This window comes from Rhodococcus antarcticus, from assembly GCF_026153295.1.
Taxonomy (GTDB): domain Bacteria; phylum Actinomycetota; class Actinomycetes; order Mycobacteriales; family Mycobacteriaceae; genus Rhodococcus_D; species Rhodococcus_D antarcticus.
In genome coordinates, this window is record NZ_CP110616.1 from 72,718 (window position 1) to 98,436 (window position 25,719).

Consider the following 25,719-nt stretch of genomic DNA (forward strand, 5'->3'; position numbering starts at 1 on the left):
GCCGTGGTCGCCGAACCGCTGCCATCCGGAGAGCAAGATATCTAATCACCCGTCTGATTGCGCCTGCGGCGCTTCCCAGACGGCGGGAGAGGGGTCACACTGGGTGTGAACGCTGCGCTGGGCCGGGGGATCGAGGTCAGCCGCGGCGCGGCCAGGGACCGAGAACGGGTGGGGGTGGGTGCGGTGTCGGAGCTGGAGCAGGGCGACGACGGGCGCCGGGCGGGATCGCTGCGCCGTCGGCGCGCCACCGGTGGCCGGCCGAACAAGGTGACGGTGGTGTTCACCGACGCCGAGTTCGCCGACGTATCGGCCCGTGCGGCGGCCCAGCGGGTGACGGTGCCGCACTACCTCGCCCGCATCGGACTCGCCGGCGGTGAGGCGGCGGTCGCGGAGCGGGAGTCCCGGCAGTTCGTGCTGCACCAGCTGGTGATGCTCACCGCCCAGGTGCAGCGGATCGGGGTGAACGTGAACCAGGTGACGCGGTTGCTCAACGGCACCGGGGAGGTCGCCGGGTACGCGGCCGGCACGTTGGCGGCGGCGGAGCGGGCCATCACCGCCCTGGAGCGGTCGGCGTCCACGTGGGCCGATGACGGTGTCGTGCCGAGGTACCGCTGGTGATCACCAAGGTCGGGCGCGGGTCCCGGATGCGCGGGTTGGTCACCTATCTGTTCGGGCCGGGCAAGGCCGAGGAGCACAGCAACCAGCGGGTCGTCGCCGCCTACGACCCGATTCTCGTGGGGGACCGTGGCGACACCGAGCTCGGCGTGGCCATGTTGACCGCCGAGCTGGACTTCCCCCGCAAGGTGTTCGCCCCGGAGGTGGACCAGGATTTTGTCTACCACGTGTCGATCAGCAACAAGGCCGACGCCGACCGGGACCTCACCGACGACGAGTGGCGCGACGTCGCCGAGACCGCCGCCGAGCGGCTCGGGTTCAACACCGGCGGCCCGGGTGGGCGGGTCCGGTGGATCGCCGTGCACCACGGGAAGTCCGCGAACGGCAACGACCACATCCACCTGGTGGCGAACCTGGTGCGTGAGGACGGGCGCAAGCATTACTTCACCCGCCCCGACTTCACTGTCCTGGCCGAGGTGCGTGCGGAGATGGAGACCAAGTACGGGCTCACCGTCACCGGCCGGGCGAAGACCGGGCTCGCCCCGGTGTCCCGGCTGGAGGTCCAGCAGCAACGCGCCGCCGGCACCGAGCTGCCCCGGGAACGGCTGCGGCGGGCGGTCCTCGCCGCCGGCACCTCGGCGCGGACGGAGTCGGAGTTCGTGGAGACCCTGCGCCGGGGTGGGGTCATCGTCCGCCCGCGGTGGGAGGCCGGGACGTCGCGCACCGCGGTGGTCGGGTACTCCGTGGCCCTGCCCAGCGCACCCACCGGCGTGGGGGTGACCCCGGCGCTGGTGTGGTTCGGGGGCGGGAAGCTCGACCGCAACCTCACCCTGCAGGCGCTGCGCGGCGGGTGGGCACCGGACCCCGCGGCGGTGGACACGTGGCGGACCGTCGACACCCGTGGTCCCGCCAAAGCCGACGCGTTGCGGCCGGAGGTGATGGTGCGGGCGCAGCAGGAGGTCGCCCGCATCGGCGCCACCCTCACCGATGTCCCCTTGTCCGACCGGGCTCGGGTGTCGGCGACCGCCCGGGAGGCCGCCGGTGTGCTGGCCGCCGCGGCCGAGCGGGTTGAGGGCCAACCTGCCTACCTGCTTGGGCGGGCGGCGGATCAGCTGTACCGGGCCGCGGAACGCGAACCCCGACAGCGGCCGCCGGTGGCGCCGGCGGAGCACCGGCTCGCGACCGTCGCCCGGGCAGTGCTCACCGTGCAGACCGCCGGGCGCAAGGGTCCGGCCGGGACGGTGATGCTGCTGCACCAGGTGCTCCGCCTCGCCCAGACCATCCAACGCACCCACGAGACCGCGGGCCGGGTGACCCAGGCCCGGGCGGCGGCGGCGGCGGGGGTGCACGTGAAGGCTGCGGCGGCGGCCCTGGACCCGAGTGTGGTCATCGGCGGCGATACCGGGCCGCGTCTGGCGCTGACCCCACGGTCACCGCAGCGGAGCACCCTGCCCACAGCTGTCCCGGTGATGACCCCGGGCACCACCAGCGGCATCACCACGAATGATCGGGGGATCGGACGATGAACGAGGTCGACGAGCACATGGAGCACGCCGGGCGGCAGCTGCAGGCGATGCTGGCCGCCGCGCTGGCCATCGCCCAGGCCGTCGCGGAGCGCCGTGACCGGGCTGTGCGGGACGCCGCCCGCCAAGCCGGGGCCGATGCCCAGGAGATCGCGCGGCGGGCGCAGCTCGGCCGGCTCACCCAAGCCCAGGCTCTGCCCACCGTGGCCGAGGTCGCAGGGCGGGGTCCGCTGTCGCAGACCCCGGCCGGCAGTACCGCCGACGTCGTGGACGGGCTGCGGGCTACCGACGTAGCGGACGTCGCCACGGCGTGGGCGGCGCACACCGCGACCGGGGGCGGCGACCCCCGCCAGTGGGACGACGCCCTGCGGGCCGTCGGTGCGGACCCGGACCGGGCCCGGGCCGACGCGTTGCGGATCAAGGCCGACGTCGTCGACCCCGCCGTCGCTTCCCGTGACGCCGCCCGCCAGGTGGAGGACCTGGCCGCGGCCCGTGTGGTGGTCACGGGGGACCACGCCGCGGGCCGGGCCGTCGACGCTGACCGCACCGCGGTGCTGGAGCAGCTGCACGGGCCCGACTGGGCCGGGCACGTCATCACCGCCGGCACCGACGGTGCTGCGGTCACGCACCCCGAGACGGTGGCGGAGTCTGGGCCTGGGGGGGCCTGGCAGCACGGTGCCGAGGCACCCCGGCTGGCGGGGATGGCCCAGACCACCCGGGCCGGGCGCTCGAGCCTGCCCGGACAACCTGGGAGCCAGTTGCGTCGCGGACAACGCCACACCGTTGAAGCAGCCCGGCAGCGGGAACCCGGACTGGAGCGGTGACCCCCGCCGCAATGGTGCCGTCACCCGTGCTGGGCGGGCTGGCCGACCGGCTCACGCGGTCAGTGCTCGGCAGAACGCGTCGTTGTTCTCGCGGTGTCCTACCCCTCGACGACGGAAGAGCACCGGTGTCTGAGCTCGTCCATGACCAGTCCGCCGATGCGGCGACAACGGGAGCTCGGACCAGCCGCCGCCGGGCGCCCAGGTCGACCCGGGCCGTTCTCCTGCTGTCCCTGCTGGGTGTCGCCAGCGTGATGACCGCCGGGTGCACTTCTACCCCGGCCGGTTCGAGCGGTGGGGCTAGTGGCGGTGGTGGGGGCGTCGGGTCGGTGACCTCCGCTGCCGGCGCTAGTGGTGGTGTGGTGGCGGAGGACCCTGACCACGGCACCGCCCAGCCGTTCCCGGCCCCGGGCACCTGTCACGCCCGGGCCGTACAGAACGGGACCCTGCCCGACCCCGCGTGCACCCCGGGTGCGGTTGACCCGCACGTCACCCAGGCCACGATCGGTACGACGATCTGCCGGCGGGGTGGGTACACCTCCACGGTGCGGCCCCCCGCCTCGGTCACCAGCACGGAGAAGAAGTCCACGCTGCGCGCCTACAACGACCGTGGTCCCAGCTCGAGCTACGAGCTGGACCACCTGGTGCCCCTGGAGCTCGGTGGGTCCCCGAACAGCCCCCGCAACCTGTGGCCCGAACCGGGTGCCGCCCCCAACCCCAAGGACACGCTCGAGACCGCCCTGCACGACCTGGTCTGCGCCCACCGCATGACCCTGGCCGACGCCCAGAACACCATCGCCACCGACTGGGTGGGTGCCTACCGCCAGGTCCTCGGCACCGCACCGACGGCGCCGTAGGACGCGCAGTTGCGCGGACGGTCTTCAAGGGACAAGACGGCGCTGCCACCCCCGTCCACTCGTTCGCTAGTTCAACTACGCCGAACCGCGCGGTAGGACTGATGCGATGGCGGGGGCGAGGGAAATGTGCTGCGCCGAAATCCGGTGACGTTCAGCTGGAGAGCCGGCGTGGAGTAGTCGGTGGTGCAGATGACAACCACGTTCCCCGGGGTCACGGTCGCGGGCAAGTTCGCCATGGTGGCTGTTACAGGTTGATTCGCGCCGACCCAGGTCGTGATGAGCTAGGAGGGGTTTAGGCCTTGTGTGGCTGCGGCCTTGTTACCAACGTAGGTGAGCGCCGCCAAACTGGTCAGGCCGAGGAGGGCGGACGGGATCGTGGGCAACCCGAGGTGAATCTTCGTGACGTCGGTCGTCCTGGTGTAGTCGACAATATTGCCGACGAACGCGCCAAAGAAGTACACCATCGCGACGAGGGAAAAGATGACGTACTGGCTGTCGGCTAGGCTCGTCGACCCGTCATCGTTACTGGTTATGTCCTTCAGCGCTGCACCTTTATCAGTCATCCCAGACAAGCTCACTAACGGCGTAACGTCTTGGGTGTTCGATTTGGGGATCGGATTCGTTGTGGTCGTTGTGGTCGTTGTGGTCGTTGAGGCGGTGATGCCCTTGGCTATGACGGCGGCCGCGAACGGGCCGCCGAGCAATAACGAATAGGCGTTCCAATCGCCTGTGCCGAAGACGTGATCGGCGGTGACGGCAGGGTTGCGGTCCCATACGACGATGCCAGAAAGAAGGATGAGCGCGGCTGCGAGTTCGAGGGTCCATATGAACACGACGGTCTTGCTCGTCGATATTCGGCCGTCAACACCAACGATGCTGTCGAGGAAGCCAAACTTGTTACTCGACTGGCGTGGCGACGCAGAGAATTCTAACAACAGAAGAATCGCGACCATGAACGCGGCCACGCCCCAGATCGCCAGCCCGAGCGCGTGATGGTCATCCATGGTGAGTCCGGTGGTCTGACTTGCTGCAGTGGTTAAGCCCTTTCCTGAGGACGTTCCCTCCACGGCGGCCGGAGTTGCGGCGCTATAAGCACTCCATCCGAGAACGCCGATGGCGACTAGAGCGGGCGTGGCGACGCCCCATCTTGTCAAACCGTTTGTTAGTCCCATGGTCTGCCGCTTCTTCCCGAGTTGCTTCGCCCTGACACCCTCTTCATCGGAGCGGTGCTGCCTGCCCGCTGACGCGGCCACCGTCGCGTGAGTGGGCGCTGCTGCGGTCACTGCCACTGCCACCGTCGCCTGACTGGCCGCTGCTGCGGTCACTGTCACTGCCACCCACCCCGTTTCGTCGCGGGGTCCGACGGGGGGCCGGACACGGCCTCGGCGTAGACGAAGTCGATCGGCGAGCCTCATAGCGGCATACCGGCCTTGTAGGCGGCGCCCTGTTCCGGGTGCCGACCGTCCGGGCGTACGACACGAGGTAGCCCGCCACTGCGCTGAGCTGTCCGGCGACCTTCCCACCACCGGTCACGTCGGAGGCGTAGATCGCCCAGACCGCCACGATGGGGGCCTCCGTGGCGCCGGCGACCACAGAGGCGGTCCGCGAGCGCGGCGCCGTGAGCATGCGCAGCCGTCGTCACCGCGGTGAGCTCCGGAACCCGGTCGGTGGGCCACGACAGCGTCGCCGCGATCGCGGCGACGCACGTCGAGGCCAGGGTGAGGTCAACCCGGGCACAGTCGAACTCGCCGTGTCCGGAGAGTCCGGACAGGCGATCGGGCAGGCCCGTCGACGCCATCACTCTCCGCGGGCGCGCCCGGTCCAGGCGCTGCGCCGTCCAGCCCAGCTGGATCAGCGCTGCCGCCGGCAACTGATCAAGGGGCTGCGTTCCCGTCGTCGTCCTACCAGGGGTACTCGCAGGCTGGGCGGCGACATCATTACTTCTGGCCACCGCATCACCGTCCTCGCTGGGCCTTGACGACCAACTTGTGATCGGCCTGCCGGCCGGGATAGCCGCGCGTCGAAGTTGCCGCGTTCCACGATCGCCGCACGGTCCGTGGAGGCGGAGCACGCGACCAGCTGGTGAGGCCCACTCGGCCGAGGGGGTTCGCCAACGGTGTGAGTTTGATGTGAGGTAGATCTCAGTGCAACATGGCAGTCACGGGCTGTCAACACGCGACTGTGACCGGCTGCGCAGGCAGCATCGCGGCCGCCAGGTGCAGGACCTCACGGCCGCCCGGGTGGTCATCGCCGGGAACCGGGGCACCGCGGTGCTCGAGCAGCTGTACGGACCCGTCCAGGTCGGCGCCGGTGCAATGGAGGGTGCCCGGGGTGGGGCAGTAGAGCCTGCCGGGGCGCTCGGGGAGCCAGCTGATACGCGGGCAGCGCCACACCGTGGAGGCGGCCCGGCAGCGGGAGCCTGGCACGAAACCAAGGGGCGTCCGGGCCAGAGGTTCGACGACTCCGCCGGTGGGCCCCCATAAGGACCGGGACACCGGGGAGGGCAGGTAGCACCGGAAGAGCCAGTCAAGGCTCCTGACTTGTCATAATCTCTCTTATCGGCACTTCGAAACGCGTTGTGCAGCGGGGCAATCGATACCGCTCCCGTTGCTAGGGCCCTGGGACGGCGCGCGCCCAGCAGGTCAGTGCCGGTGCTGCAGGGGTGCCGTCGGGCGGGCCGGTGAGGGGGCATTTACTTTCGGTGTTTGCCTACCCATGAGGAGTTGGACAGCCGCGCTGTTCCGCCGACGAGGCGTTCGCGCAGCGTGGCCCCCTCGGGCTCCAGGATCCGGCCGCGGGCTCGTAGCTCGGGGACCAGGAGGTCGACGACGTCGGTGAAGGTGCCTGGCGACGTGGCGTAGGCCAGGTTGAACCCGTCGACGTCGGCTTCCTCGCACCACCGCTCGAGCTCGTCGGCCACGGTGGTCGGGGAGCCCACCAGCACCGGTCCGCGCCCGCCGACGGCCACGAACTCCGCCACCGAGCCGACCGTCCACGCGGCGTGGGGGTCGGCGGTGGTGAAGGCGGCCAGCGCGGTGCGGGTGGCATCGTTCTCGACGTGCTCCAGGGGGGCGTCGGGGTCCAGCCCGGACAGGTCCACCCCCGTCCACCCCCCGAACAGGGCCATGGCACCTTCCCGGCTGGAGTGGGCGACGTAGTCGGCGTGCTTGGCCCAGGCGGCGTCGTCAGTGTCGGCGAGGACGGGGGTGAGCATCGTCAACACCTTGATGTCGCCCCGGTCCCGCCCGGCGGCCTGCGCGGCTGCGCGCACCCCGTCGACCATGGTGCGCACCGCCGCCGTTGTCGGCCCGGAGACGAACACCACCTCGGCGATTCGCCCGCCCAGCTCCAGCCCCCGGGCCGAGGCCCCCGCCTGGAAGACCACCGGGGTGCGCTGGGGTGACGGCTCGCACAGGAAAGGGCCATGGACGGAGAAGAACTCCCCGTCGTGGTCGACGTCGTGGACCTTGGACGGGTCGGTGAAGGTGGCTGAGGCACTGTCGTGGACCACCGCACCGTCCTCCCAGCTGCCCTCCCACAGCGCGGCGCACACCTCGACGTACTCCTCGGCGAGGTCGTAGCGCCGGTCGTGGGGCACCTGCTCCCCCATGCCATACCCGCGCGCGGCGCTGGCCAGGTAGGAGGTGACCACGTTCCACCCCACCCGGCCGTTGGTGAGGTGGTCCAGGGTGGTGAAGCGGCGCGCCGTGGCCCAGGGGTGCTCATAGGTCACCGACGACGTCACCGCGAACCCAAGACGCTCGGTGACCGCGGCCATCGCCGGGATGGTCAGCATCGGATCGATCAGCGGCACCTGAGCCCCCGCACGGACCGCGGTGTCGCGCGACCCACCGTGCACGTCGTAGACACCCAGGACGTCGGCCAGGAACAGGGCATCAAACCCGCCGCGCTCCAGCAGCCGCGCCAGGTCCGTCCAGTACGACAGATCGGTGTAGGAGGTCGAGCGGTCACCCGGGTGGGTCCACAACCCCGCACTCTGGTGACCGGCACACCCCATGGCGAAGGCACACAACCGGATACGGTCGCTCGCGCCCACGGTCAGTACCCCCGCGCCCACGTAGTGACCGGCTCGACGACCCGCTCGGGGAGTGCCCGGGTCGGCGCAGTCAGGTCACGGTGCAGGGTCTCCGGAGCGGGCCTGAAGACCAGGGCAGCGGCAGAGCCATAGAAGTCGTACCACTCGATCGTGGTGCCGACGGATCCCGCGGCGCCCACGCGGCGCAGCGCACCGCTAGTCGGCGGGGCGTGCGAGGGAGTGTCGAGGACACGGGTCGACGCGCTCACAGCAGTGTTCCTCCATCGGTCCTGGCGGTAGCACCTTCGCGAACGATGGTTGCTGCGGCGTCGTCGAGCCAGGTCTCTCAGCCGCTCTGGATGGTCGAGGCAGAAGTAGACCACAGGCTGCTCCCTCCCGGTCGAGCAGTGTCCGGGAAGGCGAGCGCGGGTGACCCTGACGAGCTCGACGCCGCCCCAGCCCACCGGTGGTCACCCTCTCCAGACCCTCACCCCGAACATCCACGCCGTTTCGCACGGGGATCCGCTTGCGAGGACGCCGCCACTTGGCATGATGACTCGGCTCACCCTGCTGACCCCAAAGCGCCGACACTGACCGGGCGGGGCTCAGCCGCCGACCGGCTCGTCCTCCGGCGGGAAGCGCCGGTCGAACTGTTCGCCAGCCCTCTTCGCGGCCTCCTTACCCGCCGGCAGCCCCGCGAGACTCACGTACGTCGCGATCGTTGAAGGCGCGGCCACCGCCACGACCGTCAACGCCGCAGTCCACATCAGCCACACCCACACGACCACCATCTGACGGGCCCGCACGCGTGAGATCCAGGGGCGAGCCTCGGACAACACCTCGGCCGCCTCGTCGATCGCTGCGGACAGCTCAGCGTCCGCAGCAACGCCGTCCTCTGCAGCCGACAGCGTCTCCGCATCGAACTCGCCCTCGTCGATCAGTTCCGACAACCGATCGAACCCGGCAGCGTCCGGAAGCTCCAAACGCAGCCGCGACAGCGCACTGACTCGATCCAACGAACGGGTGAACTCCGAGTTCACCGCAAGGCCGGCGAGCTGCGACTGAATGTGGGCGTTCGCCATCAGAGGCACCGCGAGCGCCTTTGCCCACTCCCTCTGCCGCTCCGCGATCTGCGCGAACATCGGTTCCAGGACCGCCCGCATCCGCAACGGCGCTGCTACCTGAGCCGAAAGTTGCGGCTGGATCGCCTTCATCAGGGCCTCATTCCGCAACCTAGACGCCCTCAGCACCGGCTCCAGCTGAGCGGTGACTCCCGCCGTCACCTGCTGATTGAGCTGCTGGAGCGCCCCCTCGAGAGGGCTGCTGATCTGCTGCCGGAGCTGCTCCATTGAGCGCGTGAACGCCGGCGTCGAGAACGCGCGGACGAGCGCAGCCCGCTGCTCTTCGGTCAGGCCAGCGTCGTCGTCGTCGTCGCCGCCGTCAACGGACGCGGTGAAGGTCGGCACGGTCCCACTGTAGGTCCGCCGAACGACGGGAACGGGCGCCTCTGTGTCCTCCACCACGTGAGACGGCACTGTCCCGACAGTCGAACCAGCTTCGACGACGCCCACGGCTTTCGGCCGTTCCGCCCGCGACGTCCCGCAGGGGATCCCTTGCGGGACGGCCACACAGCATCGGCCGACGGGTTCGACCGTCGCCGCGGCAGTCTTCTACCGGCCGAGCCATCCGCAGTCCACTGGTCGCGTCCTGCGTTGGGTTCATCGAGTCTGCTGGTAGGCGAGTGCGCAGACGTAGAGCCAGGGTTCGTATCGGCCGTCGATGTGGTGCCGGTGTCGCACCGCCCACCCGATGCGGGCGAGGACCTCGCGCAGGGCGGGTTCGTGCCAGCAGGTGAAGGGGTGGGGCTGGTCGAGCTGGTCGGTGGTCCACCCCGACCCGTCGCCCTCTTCAGGGTGAAACCCAGGACCCCGTCGGTGGTCACCGCGCGTCGGTCGCGGTGCAAGAGGTCCTCGAGCTGGGCCCGGTCCAGGTGCAGCAGGACTGCGTCGGCGAGCAGTCCGTCCCAGGGTTCCCGAGGTCGTCGGTGCGCCAGTCCAGGTGCAGGGCATGGTGGCCGGCGGCGCGCAGCCTGGTCAGGAACGCGTGGATGGCATCGCTGCGGCTGACTTGCACACCGCGGGCCTTGTGAAGTGGACGGACGCTATGCGCTGCGGGTGACCATGGTCCGCTACGCCCCGAGCCCGACTACCCCGTCCCTGCGATGAGCGCCTTACATCTATCGCTGCACAGGTGAACAGGTTCAGCCAATTAAACTTAGAGGGCTGTGAGAATATCGAAATTCAAGCCTGCCGCTTGGGCGAGGTACACCTGTTGTTCGAGGTCCTGCCCGGTGACGGCGACCTCGCCCCGGGGACTGGAGTAGATCGTCCCGGGCGCGCTGGCGCACAGGCTGGCAACGTCGAGAGATCGTGCCCCGCCGATGAGCTCGGCCAGCAGCAGCATTCCTTCGTAGCAGGACTCACCCACGCTGTTGAGGACCGGCGCATCAGAACCGTACTTCCGTGCGTAGCGGGCGCTGAGGTCCAGGCTTTCCGCCGTGGCTAAGGTCTCGAAGTAGCCGGCAGTGGAGTACAGGTTGCGGGTGGTGCTGGTTCCGCCGGCGAGCAGCATGTTCTCGTCCATCAGCGGGCTCAGTCGAGCGAGAGATTCATCGAGGCCGGCGCTGACGAACTGGCGGTTGAACTGAACACCGTGTTCACCCAGCATCAGCATCAACACGCCGTCAGAGTCGCGCTGCTCCAACTCCAGCAGAGCTGCTGAATGGGTGTTGATGTCGGGGGTGACGAAGATGTTATCGGCGAAGGTGACGCCACATTCTGCTGCCGCAGCAGTGGCTTCGGCTGCCGTTCGCCGTGGCCAGACGTAGTCGTCCCCGATGATGGTCCATCGGCTGATGTCGGCCTCGCGGGCCAGCCAGCTCAGCGCGGCCAGGACCTGCCGGTGGGGGGTCTCGCCGGTCATGAAGAGTCCCGGTGTGACCTCACCACCTTCGTAGAGGGCGGTGTAGATGTACGGGACTCGTGCGCGTACGCGAGGCGCGACAGCTTGGCGCACGGCCGAGCTGTGCCAACCGACGATGGCATCGATCTGGTCGTCTCGAAGCAACCGGTCCACCTCGTCCGCCACCCGACTCGGTGCATCTCCGCCGTCAACGACCTGCAGCTGGACCTCACGGCCGAGCAACCCACCCTCGGCGTTGATGTGGTCCACGGCCAGTGCGGCGCAGAACTCGCAGGATGGTCCGAAGATGCCAGCAGGTCCCTGCAGTGGGATGAGGAGCCCGACTCTGACGGGACCCTCGTTGCGGTGACGGGGTAAAGGGTAGTGAATCGACGGCACGGCATCGACCTCCACATCGACCGACGCAGGTACTCGTGAAGGCTTCGGCTGAGTGAGATGCACGAGCCTGAGGGTGCTGCAGGCGAACCTTCGTGCGCATCGTCTCCTTCCCGGCCTCTAAGGGCAAGGCGGGTTAACATTATTGTCATCCTGGTGTCGCGTGAGCTCCCGCGTCGCCACTTGTTCAGTAGAGGGGATCTACCGTGATCGGTCCCGACGATGTGGAGTTGACGGGGTTGCTGGGCTACCTGCAGCGTCGCTTGTCGGACCGCCTCACGCGGAAGCTAGCGGCAGCGGGCAGCTCGTTGAACGAGTGGCGCGTTCTTGCGCAGCTCGTGGACGGGGGTGGTAGCGCCATGCGCGACGTCGCGACCTCCCTCGACGTGCCGGCGTCGACTGCCACGAAGCTGATCGACGCGATGGTGGCCGCGAACCTCGTGTATCGACGTGGCGATGAGAACGATGGCCGACGTGTCGTTGTTCATCTCGCACCGCGGGGGCGTGTTGCCTACGAGAGGCTTTCGCCGCTGCTGCAGGCTGAGCAGGAGGAGCTCACGGCCTTGACTGATGATGGTGACCTGGAGCAGCTGACGCGCCTCTTGACCCGGCTCAGCCAGAAGGTCAGCTGAGCCGGGTCAGGAGGCGCACCGTTACCCTCGGCGTCGAGCCTGCGGGGACGTCGGTGACCGCTCGAGGTCCTCGTACCCGTCAGGCTCCTGGTCGTGCCGCGCCGTAGGGGTGGGGGAACAGGGGGATTCGCTCCCCGACCATGGGGATCACGGCGAGGGCCCAGCTCAGGTAGAGAGCGACCACCCCGTCGACGATGAGCACCCAGCCCCCGACCTTGCTGAGCGCGGCGGCGGCGTCACCGTGAACGAAGTTCGCCAGGCCGAGGACGAGGTAGGCGACGGCGAGGAACGCGAAGGCGAGGAACGCGGGCATGTTGATGTGCCAGGCCCCCCAGGACAGCATCACCGTAAAGACGCACCACAGCAGCAGCCAGGTCCCGAAGGCATCAGCGAAGGCTGCAGGCTCCATCGTGCTGGCGTAGAAGCGCAGCATGATCGCTGTGGTCAGCAGGAACGCGGAGTAGAAGACCGCGAAGCTGCCACCGAAGATGTTGTTGGCCCGCAGCTCCAGCAGGCCGCCGACGAACAGCCCCAGGAAGCCTGTACCGAAGGCGACCGCCGCGAACACGGTGACCGCGGCGGGGGCGATGAGGCCTGCGTTGGGGATCCCGAGCATCAGCACGGACAAGGCGAAGGCGCCGACGGCGAGCGGGGTGCCGACGCCGGCTTCGGGCCGGAAGTCGGGCAGCGTGACCGGCGGTGAGTCCGACAAAGTTGTCATGGCGTCTCCTACGACTCGAGCAGCTCGGTCAGGGCAGCGTTGATGAACGCGGTGTCGACGGTGTTGGCACCGCCGCCGGCGAAGTGGCCCCAGACCCCCGGGATCACCCGCAGCTCGGCCCCGGGGATGTGGCCCACCGCGTACTCCTCGTCCTCGGGGGGGAAGTACAGGTCCTTCTCGGCGGGCATCACGATCGTCTTGGCCTTGATCGAGGCCAGGGCGCGCTCGTGGTCCCCGTCGAATCCGGGGGTGTTGCCGACGTTGCCGTTCTGCCACGTCCAGGCCATGGCGAGCAGGTTGTTCGCGTCCTTGGCGAGGAACAGCCCTTCCCAGAAGCCGACGAGGAAGTCCTCGAGGGAGGCGTAGTCGAAGGGGTCCTTCGCGTAGAGCTGCTGCCAGTAGAAGGCCTGCGACAGACCCCACCCGGCGTAGACCCTGCCCACCGCGCGCAGGCCCTTGACGGGCTGGCTGGTGTACATGCCGTCCTGCCAGGCTGCGTCGGTGTAGATGGCGTACTTGACGGCCTCGAGGAACACGACGTTGTGCTCCGCGGTCTTGGAGGAGCCGCAGAAGGGAAGGGCCCGCTCGACCATGTCGGGGTAGCTCACCGCCCACTGGTACGTCTGTCCCGCGCCCATGGACCACCCGGTCACCAGGGCCAGCTTCTCGATGCCGAACTTCTCGGTGACGAGGCGGTGCTGCTGCTCGACCTGGTCGTAGAAGGTGACGTTGGGGAACCGGGCGCCGTCGTGCGGGGCGGGGGTGTTGCTCGGGGAGGAGGACAGCCCGTTGCCCAGCATGTTCGGGACGATGATGAAGTACTTGCTGGGGTCCAGGGCCATGCCCTCGCCGATGAGCCACTCGTTGTCCTGGTGCTGCCCGGAGTACCAGGTGGGGTAGACGATGGCGTTGGACTTGTCCTCGTTGAGGGTCCCGTAGGTCTTGTAGGCGAGCTTCGCGGCCCGCAGTGTCTGCCCGGTGCTGAGGCGGACGTCGCCCAGCTCGAAGATGTCGTAGTCCAGCATGTGGTCTCCCAGGTGAGGTAGATAGGTGGGGTGTGGGGACGTGCGGTGGACCTGCGCCGCAGTGCCGACGGCGCGGGGTTTCGGTTCACCTTCTGGCCGCGCCCGGCATCGCGAATGCCAACGTCGGCGGGTCGGTCATCGGGGGCGTAGGCGCCCTAGTCGGTGACGGGGTCGTGACCTGCGGCGACGCCGGGCAGGATGTCTCGGTCGAAGATGGACAGCGGGATGCTCAGCGACACGGCGCAGTTGGGGATGTCGACGAGCCCACCGATGCGCCCCTCGATCGGGGCCGCACCAAGGAACAGGTACGCCTGCTCGAAGGTCCAGCCCATGGCGGGCATGAGGTAGTTGATGGCGTTGAGGCACGCCTGGCGGTAGGCGACGGTGGCGTTGAGGTAGTAGTTGCGTCCGTTCTCGACGCTGATGCCCTCGAAGGTGAGGAACTCGGAGTAGTTCGGGCTGACCCGCCCGGGCTTGAAGAACGGCATGGTCGAGGGGTAGGTGTTCATGCCGCCCTTGATCACGTCGAAGTGCAGGTCGATGAACCCCGGCATCTCGATGGCCCCGCAGAAGGTGATCTCCCCGTCGCCCTGGGCGAAGTGCAGGTCGCCGATCGAGAACAGCCCACCGGGGACGTAGACGGGCATGTAGACCCGGCTGCCGACGCCGAGGTCCTTGATGTCGACGTTGCCACCGTGCTCCCGCGGCGGGATCGTCCGGACGGCCTCGGCCGCGGCCCGGTCGAACGCCGCCCCGCTGAGGGTGCCCAGCAGGGCGTCCTTGGCCAGCGGGGGCAGGGCCAGACCAGGGACCTGCGGTGCGCCGGGAACGGCCCCGGAGTTCGCGGGCTGGTCACCGGTGACCCGGTCGGGGTTCAGGTCGATCAACGCCTGCTCGCGTCGGTTCCACTCGGTGAGCAGGCTCGGTGAGGGGGCGCAGCCGAACAGCCCGGGGTGGGAGTTGCCGATGAAGCGGACACCGGGCACGTGCCGGGAGCTTGCCCACACCCCGTCCAGGTCCCAGATGGCCTTGGACGCACCCGGGGAGTAGTCAGTGAGGAACCCGCCACCGTTCTCCTTCGCGAACACCCCGGTGTAGCCCCACGCCTGCTCCTGGAACGGGCCGATGTTCACGATGTCGACCACGAGCAGGTCACCAGGCTCCACGCCCTCGAAGGAGAACGGCCCACTGAGCATGTGGCACGGGTCGATGTTCATGTCCCGGATGTCGTCGGAGCTGTCGTCGTTGCGGACCTGGTTGTCCGTCCAGTCCTTGCACTCGATCCGGTACGTCGAACCCGTCCGCAGCGTCGCCGCCGGCGGGATCTCGGGGTGCCACCGGTTGTGCCCCGGCACCACCTGGTCACGCATCGACACGTTCAGATCACGGTTGACCTCAAAAACGACCTCAGGCATGAAGTTCCTCATTCCTCGTGCTGACATCTGGTGGACCGTGGGTGACCCTTGACCACCAGGTACTTCATGGGGAAAATATCTACGACGTGGGGTGGCGTCAAGGTCCAGTCCGGTCCGCTTTAGGAGGTCCACCAAGGATGGCGACCGCGCAGCCTGGGCGCGGTTGCTCTCACGAGATCCGACCCGTGCGCACGTCGTGGGAGGCCGCTGCTGCTACCCGGGAAGCACGGGATCACGAGAACGAGAGTTGGTGACGGCAAGGGTGTACGAAGGACCCGCTGCGCTGTGCTCGCCGTGAGACGAAAGGATGATCCGTGCCGCTGTACGAATTCCGCTGCTCCTGCTGCGGCCCCTTTGACCTCCATCGCACGATGCAGGAGGACAGCTCGATCGCGCACTGCCCTGGTTGTGCGGAACTTGCCCAGCGTCGTTACAGCGTGGGAGCGCAACCGGTGCCCAACGGCGCACTGCGCGATGCGGGACGTGTCGAGCGAAGCCGGGTCGACCGTGCCCGCGGTGGCGAGCCGGTGGTCACCGGCCCGCCGCTCGGTCGTCGGCTGCACGGTCTCGGCGGCCACCGCCACTGAGCCCCGGTCAGCATGGGGCGCCGCGGGCTCCCGCTGCGCCCCAGACCACCGCCACCTCGTAGCCACGGAGACCCATGCCCCGCATCTCTCGCCTGTCCACGACCCCGCTCAAGGGGACGGCAATGCTCCCGTCAAAGGCGGTGACCCTGACCGCGGGCGGAGTGGTGGACAACCGCCGCTTCTACCTGGTTGATGCGCAGGGACACCTGTTCAACGGCAAGCACCACGGTCCGCTGGTACGGCTCACTACGGCCTACGACCCGCAAGCTCGGCGTCTGCACCTGACGTTCCCCGACCGTGCACCCGTCGAGGGCCCCGCCACCGAGCTCGGCGACGCGGTGCACACGAACTTCTACGGACGAGAGGTCGACGGGCACCTCGTGCAGGGGCCCTGGTCTGCTGCGCTCACCGACTTCGTTGGTGAGCAGGTGCACCTCGTCGCGGTGGACCGCCCCGGCGAGGCCGTGGACGTCCACCCGGTCACGCTCATCTCCACAGCCACCCTGCAACACCTGCGCAACGTCACCCCGGACGGACCCCAGCTCGACCACCGACGCTTCCGGATGCTCGTCGAAGTAGACGGCTGCGACGTGCACGAGGAAGACACCTGGGTTGGCCGGCGCGTACGGATCGGCGGTGCAACCGTGCGGGTCGTGGGCCCCGTCCCCCGCTGTGTCGTCACCAACGAGAGCCCCGACACCGGTGAGGTCGACTTCAATACCCTCAAGGCCATCGTGCGGTACCGCGGCGAGCTCGCCACCGATCTCACAACCCCCGTGGCTCACCTCCCGGACAACGGGACCGTCATCTTCGGCGTGTACGCCACCGTCGACCAGCCGGGCGTGGTCGCCGTGGGCGACGACGCGCACGTGATGGAGGACCTGGCCTGATCCGGGACGGGGCCGTCATGGCGTCGAGCACACACGGGGTGCCCGGCTCGGGTCATCTTCCGTTCGGCGGCGACACCGACTCCGACTCCCTTGACCACACGGTCCTTCCTGTGGAAACTATTCGAACAGCACGGTGACGGCTGGGTCAGGTTTTGTTTCGCGGGCGTCGTGTCGGGGTCGTAATCCTCCGGAGTTCTGTGTCGTTCCCTGGCGGTGCAGTGGCCGGCCCCACCATCGGTTGGAGAGCTGATGCCTCGGTACGAGCACCACCGCGACGGTTGCGGACGGGTCGATCAACGCACCGCCATGGCGCGGACGGCACCCCTCGAGCTGGCCGATCGGGTCGCCGGTTCCGTCTGGTTCACCGCCCACCCACCTGACGCAGCCACGTCGGTGCGCGGAGCCACGCCTCCCCGGTGGTCCGGAGCCTCGCTGGGCGTGCAGAGGACGGGGAAGCCGCGACGGACGGGCCCGCCCCGTGAGAGGCGGGTGCCCACCGGGAGCCGGGAGACGACGGACAACGGCAGATCCCTTCGCGGCACTGCAGGCCAGGGGGGCGCCCGGTCGTTCCAACGCGCGAAGTCTGACCAGGACCCGACGTCAGTGGAGGGTCCGTCGTGGTGACCTACGCCTACCGGTGCCCGCAGGACGGTGCCTTCGACCTGCGCGCTCCGATGGGTCAGGCTCCGCAGAGCGCCGCGTGCCCCACGTGCGAGGACGAGGCCCCCCGGGTGTTCCTCGCGCCGCGGCTGGGTTCCGGCCGGGCCGACCTCGTCCGTGCCATCGACCGCACCAAGGCCAGCGCCGACCGGCCCGAGGTGGTCTCCCGCCTGCCCGCCTCACGCCGGCGCGGCACCCCGGTGACCTCGAACCCGCTGCACCGCAAGCTGCCCCGCCCCTGAACCCAGCCCCTGTGCCCGTCCAGCCCCTGACCTCGCCGTCGACCAAGGAGTGCCCACCGTGCCCGAGCTCGTCTTCCCGCTCGACTCGTCCAAGCCGTTCACCGACCAGCAGATCACCGGTCACAACCGCTGGCACCCCGACATCCCCGCCCCCGTCACGGTCAAGCCCGGTGACACCTTCCGGGTGCACTGCCGGGAGTGGTTCGACGGGGCCATCCACAACGACGACTCGGCCGACGACATCCGCGACGCCCCGCTGAACGGGGTGCACGTGCTCTCAGGCCCGTTCCACGTCACCGGGGCCAAGCCCGGCGACCTGCTCGTGGTCGACATCGTGGACCTGGGCCCCATCCCCCAGGAGGACTCCGGCCCCCTGGCCGGGCAGGGCTGGGGCTACACCGGGATCTTCGCCACCCAGAACGGCGGCAGCTTCCTCACCGAACAGTTCCCCGACGCCTACAAGGCGATCTGGGACTTCCGCGGCCAGCAGGCCACCTCACGGCACGTCCCCGGGGTCAGCTTCACCGGCATCGTCCACCCCGGACTGATGGGCACCGCACCCTCAGCGAAGCTGCTGTCGACGTGGAACGCCCGCGAGGGCGCCCTCATCGCGACCAACCCCGACCGGGTCCCGCCGCTGGCGCTGCCCCCGCTCGCCGACTCAGCGATCCTCGGCTCGCTCACCGGCGACGAGTTCGACCGGGTGGCCGGCGAGGCGGCCCGCACCGCACCGCCCCGGGAGAACGGTGGCAACCAGGACATCAAGAACTTCACCAAGGGGACACGGGTGTTCTACCCCGTGTTCGTCGACGGGGCGAACCTGTCCATGGGCGACCTGCACTTCTCCCAGGGCGACGGCGAGATCACCTTCTGCGGAGCCATCGAGATGGGCGGGTTCATCGACCTGCACGTCGACATCATCCCCGGCGGCATGGACACCTACGGCGTCAGCGAGAACGCGATCTTCATGCCCGGCAACACCGACCCGCAGTACTCGCAGTGGCTGGCCTTCTCCGGCACCTCGGTCACCCTCGACGGCGAGCAGCGCTACCTCGACTCCCACCTGAGCTACCAGCGGGCCTGCCTGCACGCCATCGACTACCTCACGAAGTTCGGCTACAGCCCCGAGCAGGCCTACATGATCCTCGGCGCCGCACCCATCGAAGGCCGGCTCTCCGGCGTCGTCGACATCCCCAACTCCTGCTCCACGGTCTACCTGCCGACGGCCATCTTCGACATCGACCTCACCCCCTCGGTGGGCGGCCCCACCCAGATCAACCCCGGTATCGGCGTTCCCCGCTCCAGCTTCTGACACCAGCCCCCGCCGCACCGTTCACCCCGGTGCGGCGGGGAGCCCCTGACGATCTGGGTATTCGACCGCCTCGGCTGCTCGCTGCGCCACTCCTCGGCGCGGTGACCGAGATCGGCGAAAACCTCGGGTTACGTCGCACCACGAGCTGGACCACATCGCCGTCGGTTGCGGGGCCGCCTCCGCAGATCGACGCACCGAATCACGAGTAGCTGACCCTCGCTGATAGCCACCGGGACAGTGCTCGACATCAACGTTGAGTCCCGCCCGGCGCCGGTGCGCAGGCCTGTCACGGGTTGCTCCGCGCGCTGCGCACGAACAGCAAGCCCGATCCCAGGGTCCAGGTGTCGCCGCTGGCGGTGGCCCCGGTCATCCCCACCATGGTCCGCGGTCCGAGAAGCTCGACGAGCTCGACGTGGCCCACCCCGGCGAACCCGACGACCCGGGTGGGGTCCCACCCGTGGTCGACGCTGAGCCGGCGGGCCACCTGGGCCCAGCCGGACGGGGTGTCCGCCACGACCAGCACGTCGGGGTCGCCGCCGATCAGGCGTTGCGCGGCCCGGCGCCAGGACGCCGCCTGGGCCGGCCAGGTGACGGTGTCGAGCACGGTGCGGCCGGGCCGCTCCCAGGCGAGGGCGAACGCCTGTACGGCTGCCCAGGACGCCGGGTGGCGACCGTGGCCCAGGGTCACGGTGCTCGCAGCGCCCACGAGGTCAAGCACCCGCTCGAGCTCAGCGTCGGTATGAGGGTGGGCGACAGCGGCGGAGGTGGCGACGCGCTTGATCACGGCGTCGGGGATGCGGGGGGACGGCTCGTGGTTGCTCACGATGGCACCGACCCCGCTGCGCGCTCGGGTGTGATGCCGGGTGGGGTCTTCGGCGCAGTCGTCCTGGCCTTCCACTCGGAGTAGGCCGCGGGCATGCACACCGCGCAGGGACGGAACCCCGCGTCGATCGCGGCCTGCTCGTCGGCGAAGAACACCCGGTGCGCCACGTAGCCGCCCGCGGCGATGGCCCGCAGGGCGGTGGGGCAGCTCAGGCGCCCGTAGATTTTGGAGCGGCGGTGACCACCGACCCGGCCGGGCACCGTGCTGGGGAACGGATGCAGGTCCGCGTCGTGCAGCACGTAGGTACGTCCGGGTCGGCTCACGCGGCGTCGTGGAAGACGAGGGCGAGGGTCATGCGGTGCCCGGAGCGAATCATCGACACCCCGTGGCGCACCGGGGCCGCGGACCAGCCACGCGCCGATCGCACCGGTCGGTCACGGGTGGTGAAGACCAGGCCGTGACCGTGCGGGATGGTGGTCGACGTGCCGCGGGACTGCGCCCGGGGGCGCTGCTCCAGCAGCAGGAACTCCCCGCCGGTGTGGTCGGTCCCGGGGGCGTTCAGGTTGATCACGACCTGCAGCGGGAACACCAGGTCGCCGTAGAGGTCGCGGTGCAGGGCGTTCCAGTCCCCCGGCCCGTACTTCAGCAGGATCGGGGTGGGCTTGGTCTGCCCCGCCTCGTGGCACATCTCCAGCCAAGCGTCAAGGTTCTCCGGCCACGGGGTGGGCCGACCCAGGCGGGTCCACCAGTCCCGGGCGATGGGCAGCAGCCGGGGGTAGAGCGCCTGCTTGAGCTCGGTGACGGCGTCGGGGAAGGGCTCGGTGAAGTAGCGGTACTGCCCCTCGCCGAAGCGGTGCCGGGCCATGGTGACCGTCGACCGGAAGCGGGTGTCGTCGTCGTACAGAGCGGCGATCGCGGTGGTCTCGGCGGGACTGAGCAGGGGGCCGATGAGAGCGCACCCCGTGTCGTCAAGGTCCGCGGCAATCGTGGTCCAGCTCGCGTCGTCGACCCGGGCCCGCCAGGGCGCTGCCGTACTGCCGGCCGATGTGGACCGGGGTGTCCGGGTGGGGGTCATGCTGCGGCCTCCAGGGCGAGCAGGGTGCGCTTGGCGTCGACGCCACCGAGGTAGCCGCCGAGGGCACCGTCGGCGCGGACCACGCGGTGGCAGGGCACGACCACCGGCAGGGGGTTGGTGGCGCAGGCGGTGCCGACGGCCCGCACCGCCTTCGGGCTGCCGGTCAGGGCGGCGACGGCGGCGTAGCTGGCGGTGGCGCCGTAGGTGATCTCGGGCAGGTGGTGCAGGACCTCGCGGCGGAACCCCGCCGACAGGCGCCAGTCCAGAGCGACGTCAAAGCTGTGGCGGCGTCCGTCGAAGTACTCCTCCAGCTCGCGGGTGGTCTCCTCCAGGCGCACCGAGGACCGCAGGATGCGGGGGCTGATCCGCACGGAGAGGGCCTGCAGCACGGCGTCGTGGTCCTCGCGGGCGTAGGCCACCCGCACGAGGCCTTGCTCGGTCGCCGCGAGCAGCAGCGGTCCCACTGGGGTGTCGACGGTGCGGTAGGCGACGTCGAGGGTCCCCGCGGCCTGCGCCGCCGCGGCCAGCCGGGTGCGCAGCGCCTCCAGGTGGTCGGCGGTGGCGGGGTGGGCGAAGGTGAGGCAGCCAACCAGGTGGTCCCTGGTCAGGTCGTCGTCGATGGTCATCGTGGTGCTCCCGTCGTGGCGTTCAGGCCTGGGTAGGACGTGCGGAGCGCGGCGATGCCATCGGCACCCGCGCGTCTGGCGGCCGCCGCGCTGCCCCCGACGAGGGTGGCGACGTCGGCGTAGGGCAGACCGGCGAGGTAGTGGTAGGCAACGACCTGGCGCTGCTTCGGGGCCAGGCGTGCCACACAGTCGGCGAGGTCGGGGTCGGGGTCGTCCGCGGCAGGGGCCGGTGCCGTGTCGGGGAGTTCGCTGGTGGGGGTCGCGCGTCGTGCCGTGGCCCGGACAACGTCGACCGCCTTGCGGTGGGCGATCGTGACCAGCCAGGCCTGCACGTTGGCGTCGGCAGGGAGCGCCGGATAGGCCTTCAGTGCGGCGAGAAAGGTCTCCGACCACGCGTCGTCGGCGTCGACCGGCCCCAGCACAGCCCGGCACACACGCAGCACCGTCGCACCGTGGGCCTCGACGACCGCGTCGAAGGGCAGCTTGGGCATCACACCTCGTAGACGTCTCGGTGGCGGGTTCCGTGAGGTTCGACCCACTGTCCCCCTGACAAGACCACTACGGGGTCAGGGCCTGGCCGCCGGCTGCACACGGCGGTCAGGAGCCGCCGATTAGCCCGAGCTGACGCGGGACGGAGACGCCGTCGTCGAGCCCGATCTCCTCGGTGATGAGCCCGTTCTCCACCTTCAGGATGGTTGTTCCGGTGAAGTCGTGATGGACGTGAGCCGGACACGACGCCCCTGAACTCCACCCCGCCCTGGCGCGCCGGGGTTAGCGTCCCGGTGTGCGGACCACCTTCCACGGGCAGCTCGATGCCCTGCTGGCCCAGCTCTTCGCCCTGTGCCGGCTCACCGAGGTCGCCCTCGCCCGAGCACCCCGCGTCCTGCTCGGGGCGTTCGCACGGGCCGATGGGCTGGGGCTCGAGGTCTTGGACCAGCTGTGACTGCTACCGGCAGGACGGTGGCCGCCGGGGCCACTGCCAACCTGGCCGTGGGCACCTTGTTCGCGTGGAGCCTGGTGGCCGAGCAGGCGGCGGCTGATGTGGGCGCAACCGGTGCCGTCACCTCCGCTGTATTCGCCACCGCGATCGCCACCTTTGCGGTGACGCTGCTCGCCGTCGGGCGGCTGGACCCGCAGCCGCCCTCCCGGTTCTTGTTGGTCGCGGCGGCGGTGGTCGCCGGGGCCGGGTTGGGCCTGGCCGCCGTCTCGCAGGATCCCGTGACGCTGTGGTTCGGGGTGGGTCTGCTGTTCGGCGCGGCCAACGGGCTGGCCTACGGGGTGGCCGCCGGGATGGCCGCGCGCGCCCCGGCTGCGAGGCGGGGGGCGGTGACCGGGGTGGTGGTGGCCGCCTACGCGGCCGGACCGATCCTGCTGGGGGCCGCCGGACCGCGGTTGGTGGCGGTGGAGGGGTGGCGTGCGTGTGTTGGGGGTCTGGCCGTGGTGGTGACCGTGCTGCTGCTCGTCGCTGCGGGTCTGGCACCCGGTGACCAGGATCGACACCAGTGGGACGAGAAGGACGGCGCGGCCGCCGAGCCGGTCGGGCGGGGGACGGTGCTGCTGCTGTGGCTGGTGTTCGCCGGTGGAGTCGCACCGGCACTGCTGGTCTTCGCCCATGCGCTCCAGCTGGCCGCGGCCCGCGGTCTCGGCCCGGGCGCCAGCGGCATTGCGGTCTCCGTGCTGGCGGCGGGCAACCTGCTCGGACGGGTGGGAGGGGGCTGGCTGTCGGACAGCGTGGGTCGGGTCCCGGGTCTGGCACTGGCGCTGGCTGCGACCGGGATCTCCGTGGGCGTGCTGGCCACGGACGTACCACCGGGTGTCGTGCTCACCGCCTTCACCACGGTAGGCGTGTCCTACGGAACGGTGTCGGTGCTCATCGTCGCCGTCACCACCGACCGGGTGGGGGTGCGGGCGTTCCCGCGGGCCTACGGCTGGGTGTTCACCGCGTGGGGATGCGCCGGGCTGATCGCACCGGTAGCCGGGGACGCGCTGCTGGGGGCCGGAGGGCAGGCGAGGGCGCTCATCGCCGTCGCCGCCCTGCCGCTGCTGCCTGCGGCTCTGGCCCTGCTGGCGCTGGCCCGCCTGAATCCGCCGAACGTGAACGGGGAACCTCCTCGACCAGCCACCGAGCCCAGGGTTGAGCTGCCCTCGACCCCGCCCGGGACGTAAGCCGCCGCTGGTGGGCCCCGCAGGGTGACCCCGCCCGGGACGTAAGTCGCCGCTGGTGGGCCCCGCAGGGTGAACCCCACCGGGAACGCGGCAGCCCAACGGGGTGCGAGCGCTGGCGGGTCCTATATGCCCTGTCCGGAGGACATTCCGGTGACGGGGCGTCGTCCGGGACGAGATCTCCGGAGGGAGAGCTACGCCATCATCAGCGCCGTCATCCACCTCGCGCATGCCCTGAAGCTGGACACCGTCGCCGAGGGCATCGAAACCCTCGCCCAGGCCGAGACCCTGCACGGGCTGGGCTGCGACCACGGCCAGGGCTTCCTGCTCGGCCGTCCTGCACCCAGCTGAGGGTCACCACGACCAACGGCTATGAAAGGTCAATCTCTCCTGCGGGCACGGTGCGATCGAACTGAGACGGCACCACCCAGGAATTCGCACGCTACCGGCATCTTCGTGTTCACGGTGTAGTCGCTACGGTCCGCGAATGGATGATGGTCAGACGGTGGGCTGGTTGGGGTTGGGTGCGATGGGGACGCCGATGGCGGTGCGGCAGGCCGCGGTGGGCCGGGTGGTTGTTGCGTTTGATCCCGGTGCCCCCGCACCGGCGGGTGTCGAGCTGGTGTCGAGTCCGGCCGCGGTGGCGCAGGTGGCCGACGTTCTGGTGCTGATGGTGGCGACCCCGGGGCAGGCTGAGTCCGCCTTGTTCGGGGCGGATGGTGCGGCCGGCGAGCTGCGCCCGCCCGCCAGGGTGGTGGTCCTGAGCACCCTCGGCCCGGCGTGGGTCCGTGACCTGGCGGACCGGCTGCCGGCGGGTGTCGTCGTGGTGGACGCGCCGGTCAGCGGGGGTGTGGTGCGGGCGGCGGCCGGAACCCTGCTGATCATGGCCGCCGGGGTCTCTGGGCGGGACCGGGAGTTCCTGGCGGTCCTCGGGGAGGTGGTTGACGTGGGGGATCGGCCCGGTCAGGGGCAGTCGATGAAGATGGTGAACCAGGTGCTGTGCGGTGTGCACATCGCCGCCGCGGCGGAGGCACTTGCCGTGGCGCAGGCGCTGGGCATCGAACCCGGGTTCGCGTTGGACACGATCCGGCGTGGTGCTGGGGCGTCGTTCATGTTGGACGATCGCGGGCCCCGGATGGTGGCGGGGCCTGATGGTCAGGTGCGCAGCGCCATGTCCTTGTTCGTCAAGGATTTGCAGCTTGTCCTGGACGAGGCCGGGGCCGCACATCTACCTACACCGGTCGTCCAGGCCGCTTTGGGGCAGTTCGCCGCCGCCGCAGCCGCGGGTCTGGGCGGCCACGATGACGCTGAGCTGTTCGACCATGTGCGGCCGGGCGGAGCTGGTGGGCGGGGCGGCACGCTCTGATCGCCCCACCCACCTGCTCAGCTCTAGTGCTTGGGCAGCGCTCGCCCGTCGGCGTCGAGGTAGTCACGCCAGGACCGCTTCGGCGCCCACCCGAGCTTGTCCATGGCCTTGCGCGAGGAGATGCCCGAGGCGTCGACCCGCTCGAGGTCCCGTAGCTCGATCGCGTCGCCGTAGTACTGCTTGAGGACCGCGGCGAAGTCGTGGCCGCCGACGTTGTCCGGTGAGGCGATGTAGAACACCTCGTGGCCAGGTAGGTCGCTCTCGGCGGCCAGGACGATCGCGTCCGCGAGGTCGTAGGCGTCGATGTAGCTCCACAGGTTGGGGCTGGTGACCGCGGCGTCGCGCACCTGGGGGCCGAGGTTCTGCTCGTAGTTGCCCTCGTTCTGGACCCAGCTCGGCCGGATCGAGATGCACCGGATGTCGGAGCGCTCGACGGCGGCGTCCATCAGCTTCTCCCCGAACAGCTTGGTCAGCGCATACGGGTCCTGGGGGTGGGCTGGGTGCAGCTCGTCGACGGGGGCGTAGTCGGGGAGGAAGTCACGCTCGGGGAAGAAGAAGCCGGGGACGGTCTCGCTGGAGATGTTCACGAAGCGCTGGACGCCGAAGCGGACGGCGGCCTCGAGGACGTTGAAGGTGGCCATGATGTTGGTCTGGAACACCACGTGTGCGGGGTTCCCGGTGGGTTCGGGGATGGCCGCGGCGTGCACGACGGCGTCAGCGCCCCGGATCACGGCGAAGGCGTCGCCGGCATCGGTCAGGTCGGCCATCCGGTAGTCGGCGCTGCCGGGCGGCTTGCGCTCGAACCCGGGTCGGGTGAGGTCGGTGGCGAGCACGTCGTGGCCCGCGTCGAGGAGGGCCTGGGTCGCGGCGCGACCAACCTTGCCGTGGGCTCCGGTGACGACGATCTTCATGAGTTGTCCTTCGTTGGTCGTTGAGGGGTGCCGGGCAGCCCGGTGTGGGCCCCGGTAGGGGT

At 69.9% G+C, this 25,719-nt stretch carries 25 protein-coding genes, 2 pseudogenes and 1 riboswitch; of the genes and pseudogenes, 13 read left to right on the plus strand and 14 right to left on the minus strand.

What is annotated here, in order from left to right; all coding sequences use genetic code 11:
• Positions 1-105: 105 nt before the first annotated feature.
• The 4 genes from RHODO2019_RS18315 (at position 106) to RHODO2019_RS18330 (ending at position 3,816) form a co-directional block, all read left to right on the plus strand.
• Positions 106-618 (plus strand): plasmid mobilization protein, encoded by a 513-nt coding sequence (locus RHODO2019_RS18315; protein ID WP_265384942.1) that lies wholly within the window; start codon positions 106-108, stop codon positions 616-618.
• The gene (locus RHODO2019_RS18320; protein ID WP_265384943.1) at positions 615-2,141 is read left to right on the plus strand and encodes a relaxase/mobilization nuclease domain-containing protein; all 1,527 of its coding nucleotides are present in this window, start codon (positions 615-617) and stop codon (positions 2,139-2,141) included. Before RHODO2019_RS18315 ends, RHODO2019_RS18320 begins: the two co-directional genes overlap by 4 nt.
• Positions 2,138-2,962 carry a hypothetical protein gene (locus RHODO2019_RS18325; RefSeq protein WP_265384944.1) on the plus strand — a complete coding sequence of 275 codons (825 nt, stop codon included), beginning with the start codon at positions 2,138-2,140 and terminating at the stop codon, positions 2,960-2,962. Before RHODO2019_RS18320 ends, RHODO2019_RS18325 begins: the two co-directional genes overlap by 4 nt.
• Positions 2,963-3,321: 359 nt before the next feature.
• Positions 3,322-3,816 (plus strand): hypothetical protein, encoded by a 495-nt coding sequence (locus tag RHODO2019_RS18330; protein WP_265384945.1) that lies wholly within the window; start codon positions 3,322-3,324, stop codon positions 3,814-3,816.
• Positions 3,817-4,097: 281 nt separating this feature from the next.
• Here the strand turns inward: RHODO2019_RS18330 and RHODO2019_RS18335 are convergent, their stop codons facing one another.
• The 4 genes from RHODO2019_RS18335 to RHODO2019_RS18350 form a co-directional block, all read right to left on the minus strand.
• Complete coding sequence (locus RHODO2019_RS18335) at positions 4,098-5,147, minus strand: hypothetical protein (RefSeq protein WP_265384946.1); 1,050 nt, start codon at positions 5,145-5,147, stop codon at positions 4,098-4,100.
• Between the two features lie 1,361 nt (positions 5,148-6,508).
• Complete coding sequence (locus RHODO2019_RS18340) at positions 6,509-7,834, minus strand: LLM class flavin-dependent oxidoreductase (protein WP_265385032.1); 1,326 nt, start codon at positions 7,832-7,834, stop codon at positions 6,509-6,511.
• Between the two features lie 296 nt (positions 7,835-8,130).
• A riboswitch (SAM riboswitch) is annotated at positions 8,131-8,218 on the minus strand.
• Positions 8,219-8,457: 239 nt separating this feature from the next.
• Positions 8,458-9,318: a hypothetical protein gene (locus RHODO2019_RS18345; protein WP_265384947.1), complete on the minus strand. Its 861-nt coding sequence runs from the start codon at positions 9,316-9,318 to the stop codon at positions 8,458-8,460.
• An 808-nt stretch (positions 9,319-10,126) separates the two neighbouring features.
• Positions 10,127-11,227 carry a substrate-binding domain-containing protein gene (locus RHODO2019_RS18350; protein WP_354005615.1) on the minus strand — a complete coding sequence of 367 codons (1,101 nt, stop codon included), beginning with the start codon at positions 11,225-11,227 and terminating at the stop codon, positions 10,127-10,129.
• 188 nt (positions 11,228-11,415) lie between these two features.
• On the opposite strand from RHODO2019_RS18350, the gene RHODO2019_RS18355 reads away from it, so the two are divergent.
• On the plus strand, positions 11,416-11,841 hold the full coding sequence (locus tag RHODO2019_RS18355; protein ID WP_265384948.1) for a MarR family winged helix-turn-helix transcriptional regulator: 426 nt from the start codon (positions 11,416-11,418) through the stop codon (positions 11,839-11,841).
• 79 nt (positions 11,842-11,920) lie between these two features.
• Here the strand turns inward: RHODO2019_RS18355 and RHODO2019_RS18360 are convergent, their stop codons facing one another.
• The 3 genes from RHODO2019_RS18360 to fmdA (RHODO2019_RS18370) form a co-directional block, all read right to left on the minus strand.
• Positions 11,921-12,562, minus strand: a complete 642-nt coding sequence (locus RHODO2019_RS18360; protein WP_265384949.1) for an acetate uptake transporter — start codon at positions 12,560-12,562, stop codon at positions 11,921-11,923.
• A gap of 8 nt (positions 12,563-12,570) precedes the next feature.
• Positions 12,571-13,587: an alpha/beta fold hydrolase gene (locus RHODO2019_RS18365; protein WP_265384950.1), complete on the minus strand. Its 1,017-nt coding sequence runs from the start codon at positions 13,585-13,587 to the stop codon at positions 12,571-12,573.
• 155 nt (positions 13,588-13,742) lie between these two features.
• On the minus strand, positions 13,743-15,002 hold the full coding sequence (fmdA, locus tag RHODO2019_RS18370; protein ID WP_265384951.1) for a formamidase: 1,260 nt from the start codon (positions 15,000-15,002) through the stop codon (positions 13,743-13,745).
• Positions 15,003-15,316: 314 nt separating this feature from the next.
• On the opposite strand from fmdA (RHODO2019_RS18370), the gene RHODO2019_RS18375 reads away from it, so the two are divergent.
• From RHODO2019_RS18375 to fmdA (RHODO2019_RS18390), 4 genes are all read left to right on the plus strand, one after another.
• Complete coding sequence (locus RHODO2019_RS18375; protein WP_265384952.1) at positions 15,317-15,589, plus strand: FmdB family zinc ribbon protein; 273 nt, start codon at positions 15,317-15,319, stop codon at positions 15,587-15,589.
• A 74-nt stretch (positions 15,590-15,663) separates the two neighbouring features.
• Positions 15,664-16,479: an MOSC domain-containing protein gene (locus tag RHODO2019_RS18380; protein WP_265384953.1), complete on the plus strand. Its 816-nt coding sequence runs from the start codon at positions 15,664-15,666 to the stop codon at positions 16,477-16,479.
• A 617-nt stretch (positions 16,480-17,096) separates the two neighbouring features.
• Entirely contained in the window at positions 17,097-17,381 is a 285-nt protein-coding gene (locus RHODO2019_RS18385) for a zinc ribbon domain-containing protein (protein ID WP_265384954.1), read from the plus strand.
• Between the two features lie 58 nt (positions 17,382-17,439).
• Complete coding sequence (gene fmdA, locus RHODO2019_RS18390; protein ID WP_265384955.1) at positions 17,440-18,693, plus strand: formamidase; 1,254 nt, start codon at positions 17,440-17,442, stop codon at positions 18,691-18,693.
• A gap of 286 nt (positions 18,694-18,979) precedes the next feature.
• Here fmdA (RHODO2019_RS18390) and RHODO2019_RS18395 read toward each other — a convergent pair whose 3' ends face one another.
• The 6 genes and pseudogenes from RHODO2019_RS18395 to RHODO2019_RS18420 form a co-directional block, all read right to left on the minus strand.
• The gene (locus RHODO2019_RS18395; RefSeq protein ID WP_265384956.1) at positions 18,980-19,516 is read right to left on the minus strand and encodes a type 1 periplasmic-binding domain-containing protein; all 537 of its coding nucleotides are present in this window, start codon (positions 19,514-19,516) and stop codon (positions 18,980-18,982) included.
• Positions 19,513-19,839: an Ada metal-binding domain-containing protein gene (locus RHODO2019_RS18400; protein ID WP_354005613.1), complete on the minus strand. Its 327-nt coding sequence runs from the start codon at positions 19,837-19,839 to the stop codon at positions 19,513-19,515. Before RHODO2019_RS18400 ends, RHODO2019_RS18395 begins: the two co-directional genes overlap by 4 nt.
• Complete coding sequence (locus tag RHODO2019_RS18405) at positions 19,836-20,591, minus strand: 2OG-Fe(II) oxygenase (RefSeq protein WP_265384957.1); 756 nt, start codon at positions 20,589-20,591, stop codon at positions 19,836-19,838. Before RHODO2019_RS18405 ends, RHODO2019_RS18400 begins: the two co-directional genes overlap by 4 nt.
• Entirely contained in the window at positions 20,588-21,217 is a 630-nt protein-coding gene (locus RHODO2019_RS18410) for a methylated-DNA--[protein]-cysteine S-methyltransferase (protein WP_265384958.1), read from the minus strand. The genes RHODO2019_RS18405 and RHODO2019_RS18410 overlap by 4 nt, the downstream gene beginning before the upstream one ends.
• Positions 21,214-21,708: an RNA polymerase sigma factor gene (locus tag RHODO2019_RS18415; protein WP_265384959.1), complete on the minus strand. Its 495-nt coding sequence runs from the start codon at positions 21,706-21,708 to the stop codon at positions 21,214-21,216. Before RHODO2019_RS18415 ends, RHODO2019_RS18410 begins: the two co-directional genes overlap by 4 nt.
• A gap of 106 nt (positions 21,709-21,814) precedes the next feature.
• Positions 21,815-21,925: pseudogene (locus tag RHODO2019_RS18420) on the minus strand (ester cyclase); the annotation flags it as partial.
• A gap of 76 nt (positions 21,926-22,001) precedes the next feature.
• Here RHODO2019_RS18420 and RHODO2019_RS18425 point away from each other — a divergent pair.
• The 4 genes and pseudogenes from RHODO2019_RS18425 (at position 22,002) to RHODO2019_RS18440 (ending at position 24,746) form a co-directional block, all read left to right on the plus strand.
• On the plus strand, positions 22,002-22,160 hold the full coding sequence (locus RHODO2019_RS18425; RefSeq protein ID WP_265384960.1) for a hypothetical protein: 159 nt from the start codon (positions 22,002-22,004) through the stop codon (positions 22,158-22,160).
• Positions 22,157-23,383 carry an MFS transporter gene (locus RHODO2019_RS18430; RefSeq protein ID WP_265384961.1) on the plus strand — a complete coding sequence of 409 codons (1,227 nt, stop codon included), beginning with the start codon at positions 22,157-22,159 and terminating at the stop codon, positions 23,381-23,383. Before RHODO2019_RS18425 ends, RHODO2019_RS18430 begins: the two co-directional genes overlap by 4 nt.
• Positions 23,384-23,569: 186 nt before the next feature.
• Positions 23,570-23,731, plus strand: a pseudogene (locus RHODO2019_RS18435) (EAL domain-containing protein); the annotation flags it as partial.
• Between the two features lie 136 nt (positions 23,732-23,867).
• Positions 23,868-24,746 (plus strand): NAD(P)-dependent oxidoreductase, encoded by an 879-nt coding sequence (locus tag RHODO2019_RS18440; protein WP_265384963.1) that lies wholly within the window; start codon positions 23,868-23,870, stop codon positions 24,744-24,746.
• A 23-nt stretch (positions 24,747-24,769) separates the two neighbouring features.
• On the opposite strand, the gene RHODO2019_RS18445 is transcribed toward RHODO2019_RS18440, so the two are convergent.
• Positions 24,770-25,657: an NAD-dependent epimerase/dehydratase family protein gene (locus tag RHODO2019_RS18445; RefSeq protein WP_265384964.1), complete on the minus strand. Its 888-nt coding sequence runs from the start codon at positions 25,655-25,657 to the stop codon at positions 24,770-24,772.
• Positions 25,658-25,719: the final 62 nt, after the last annotated feature.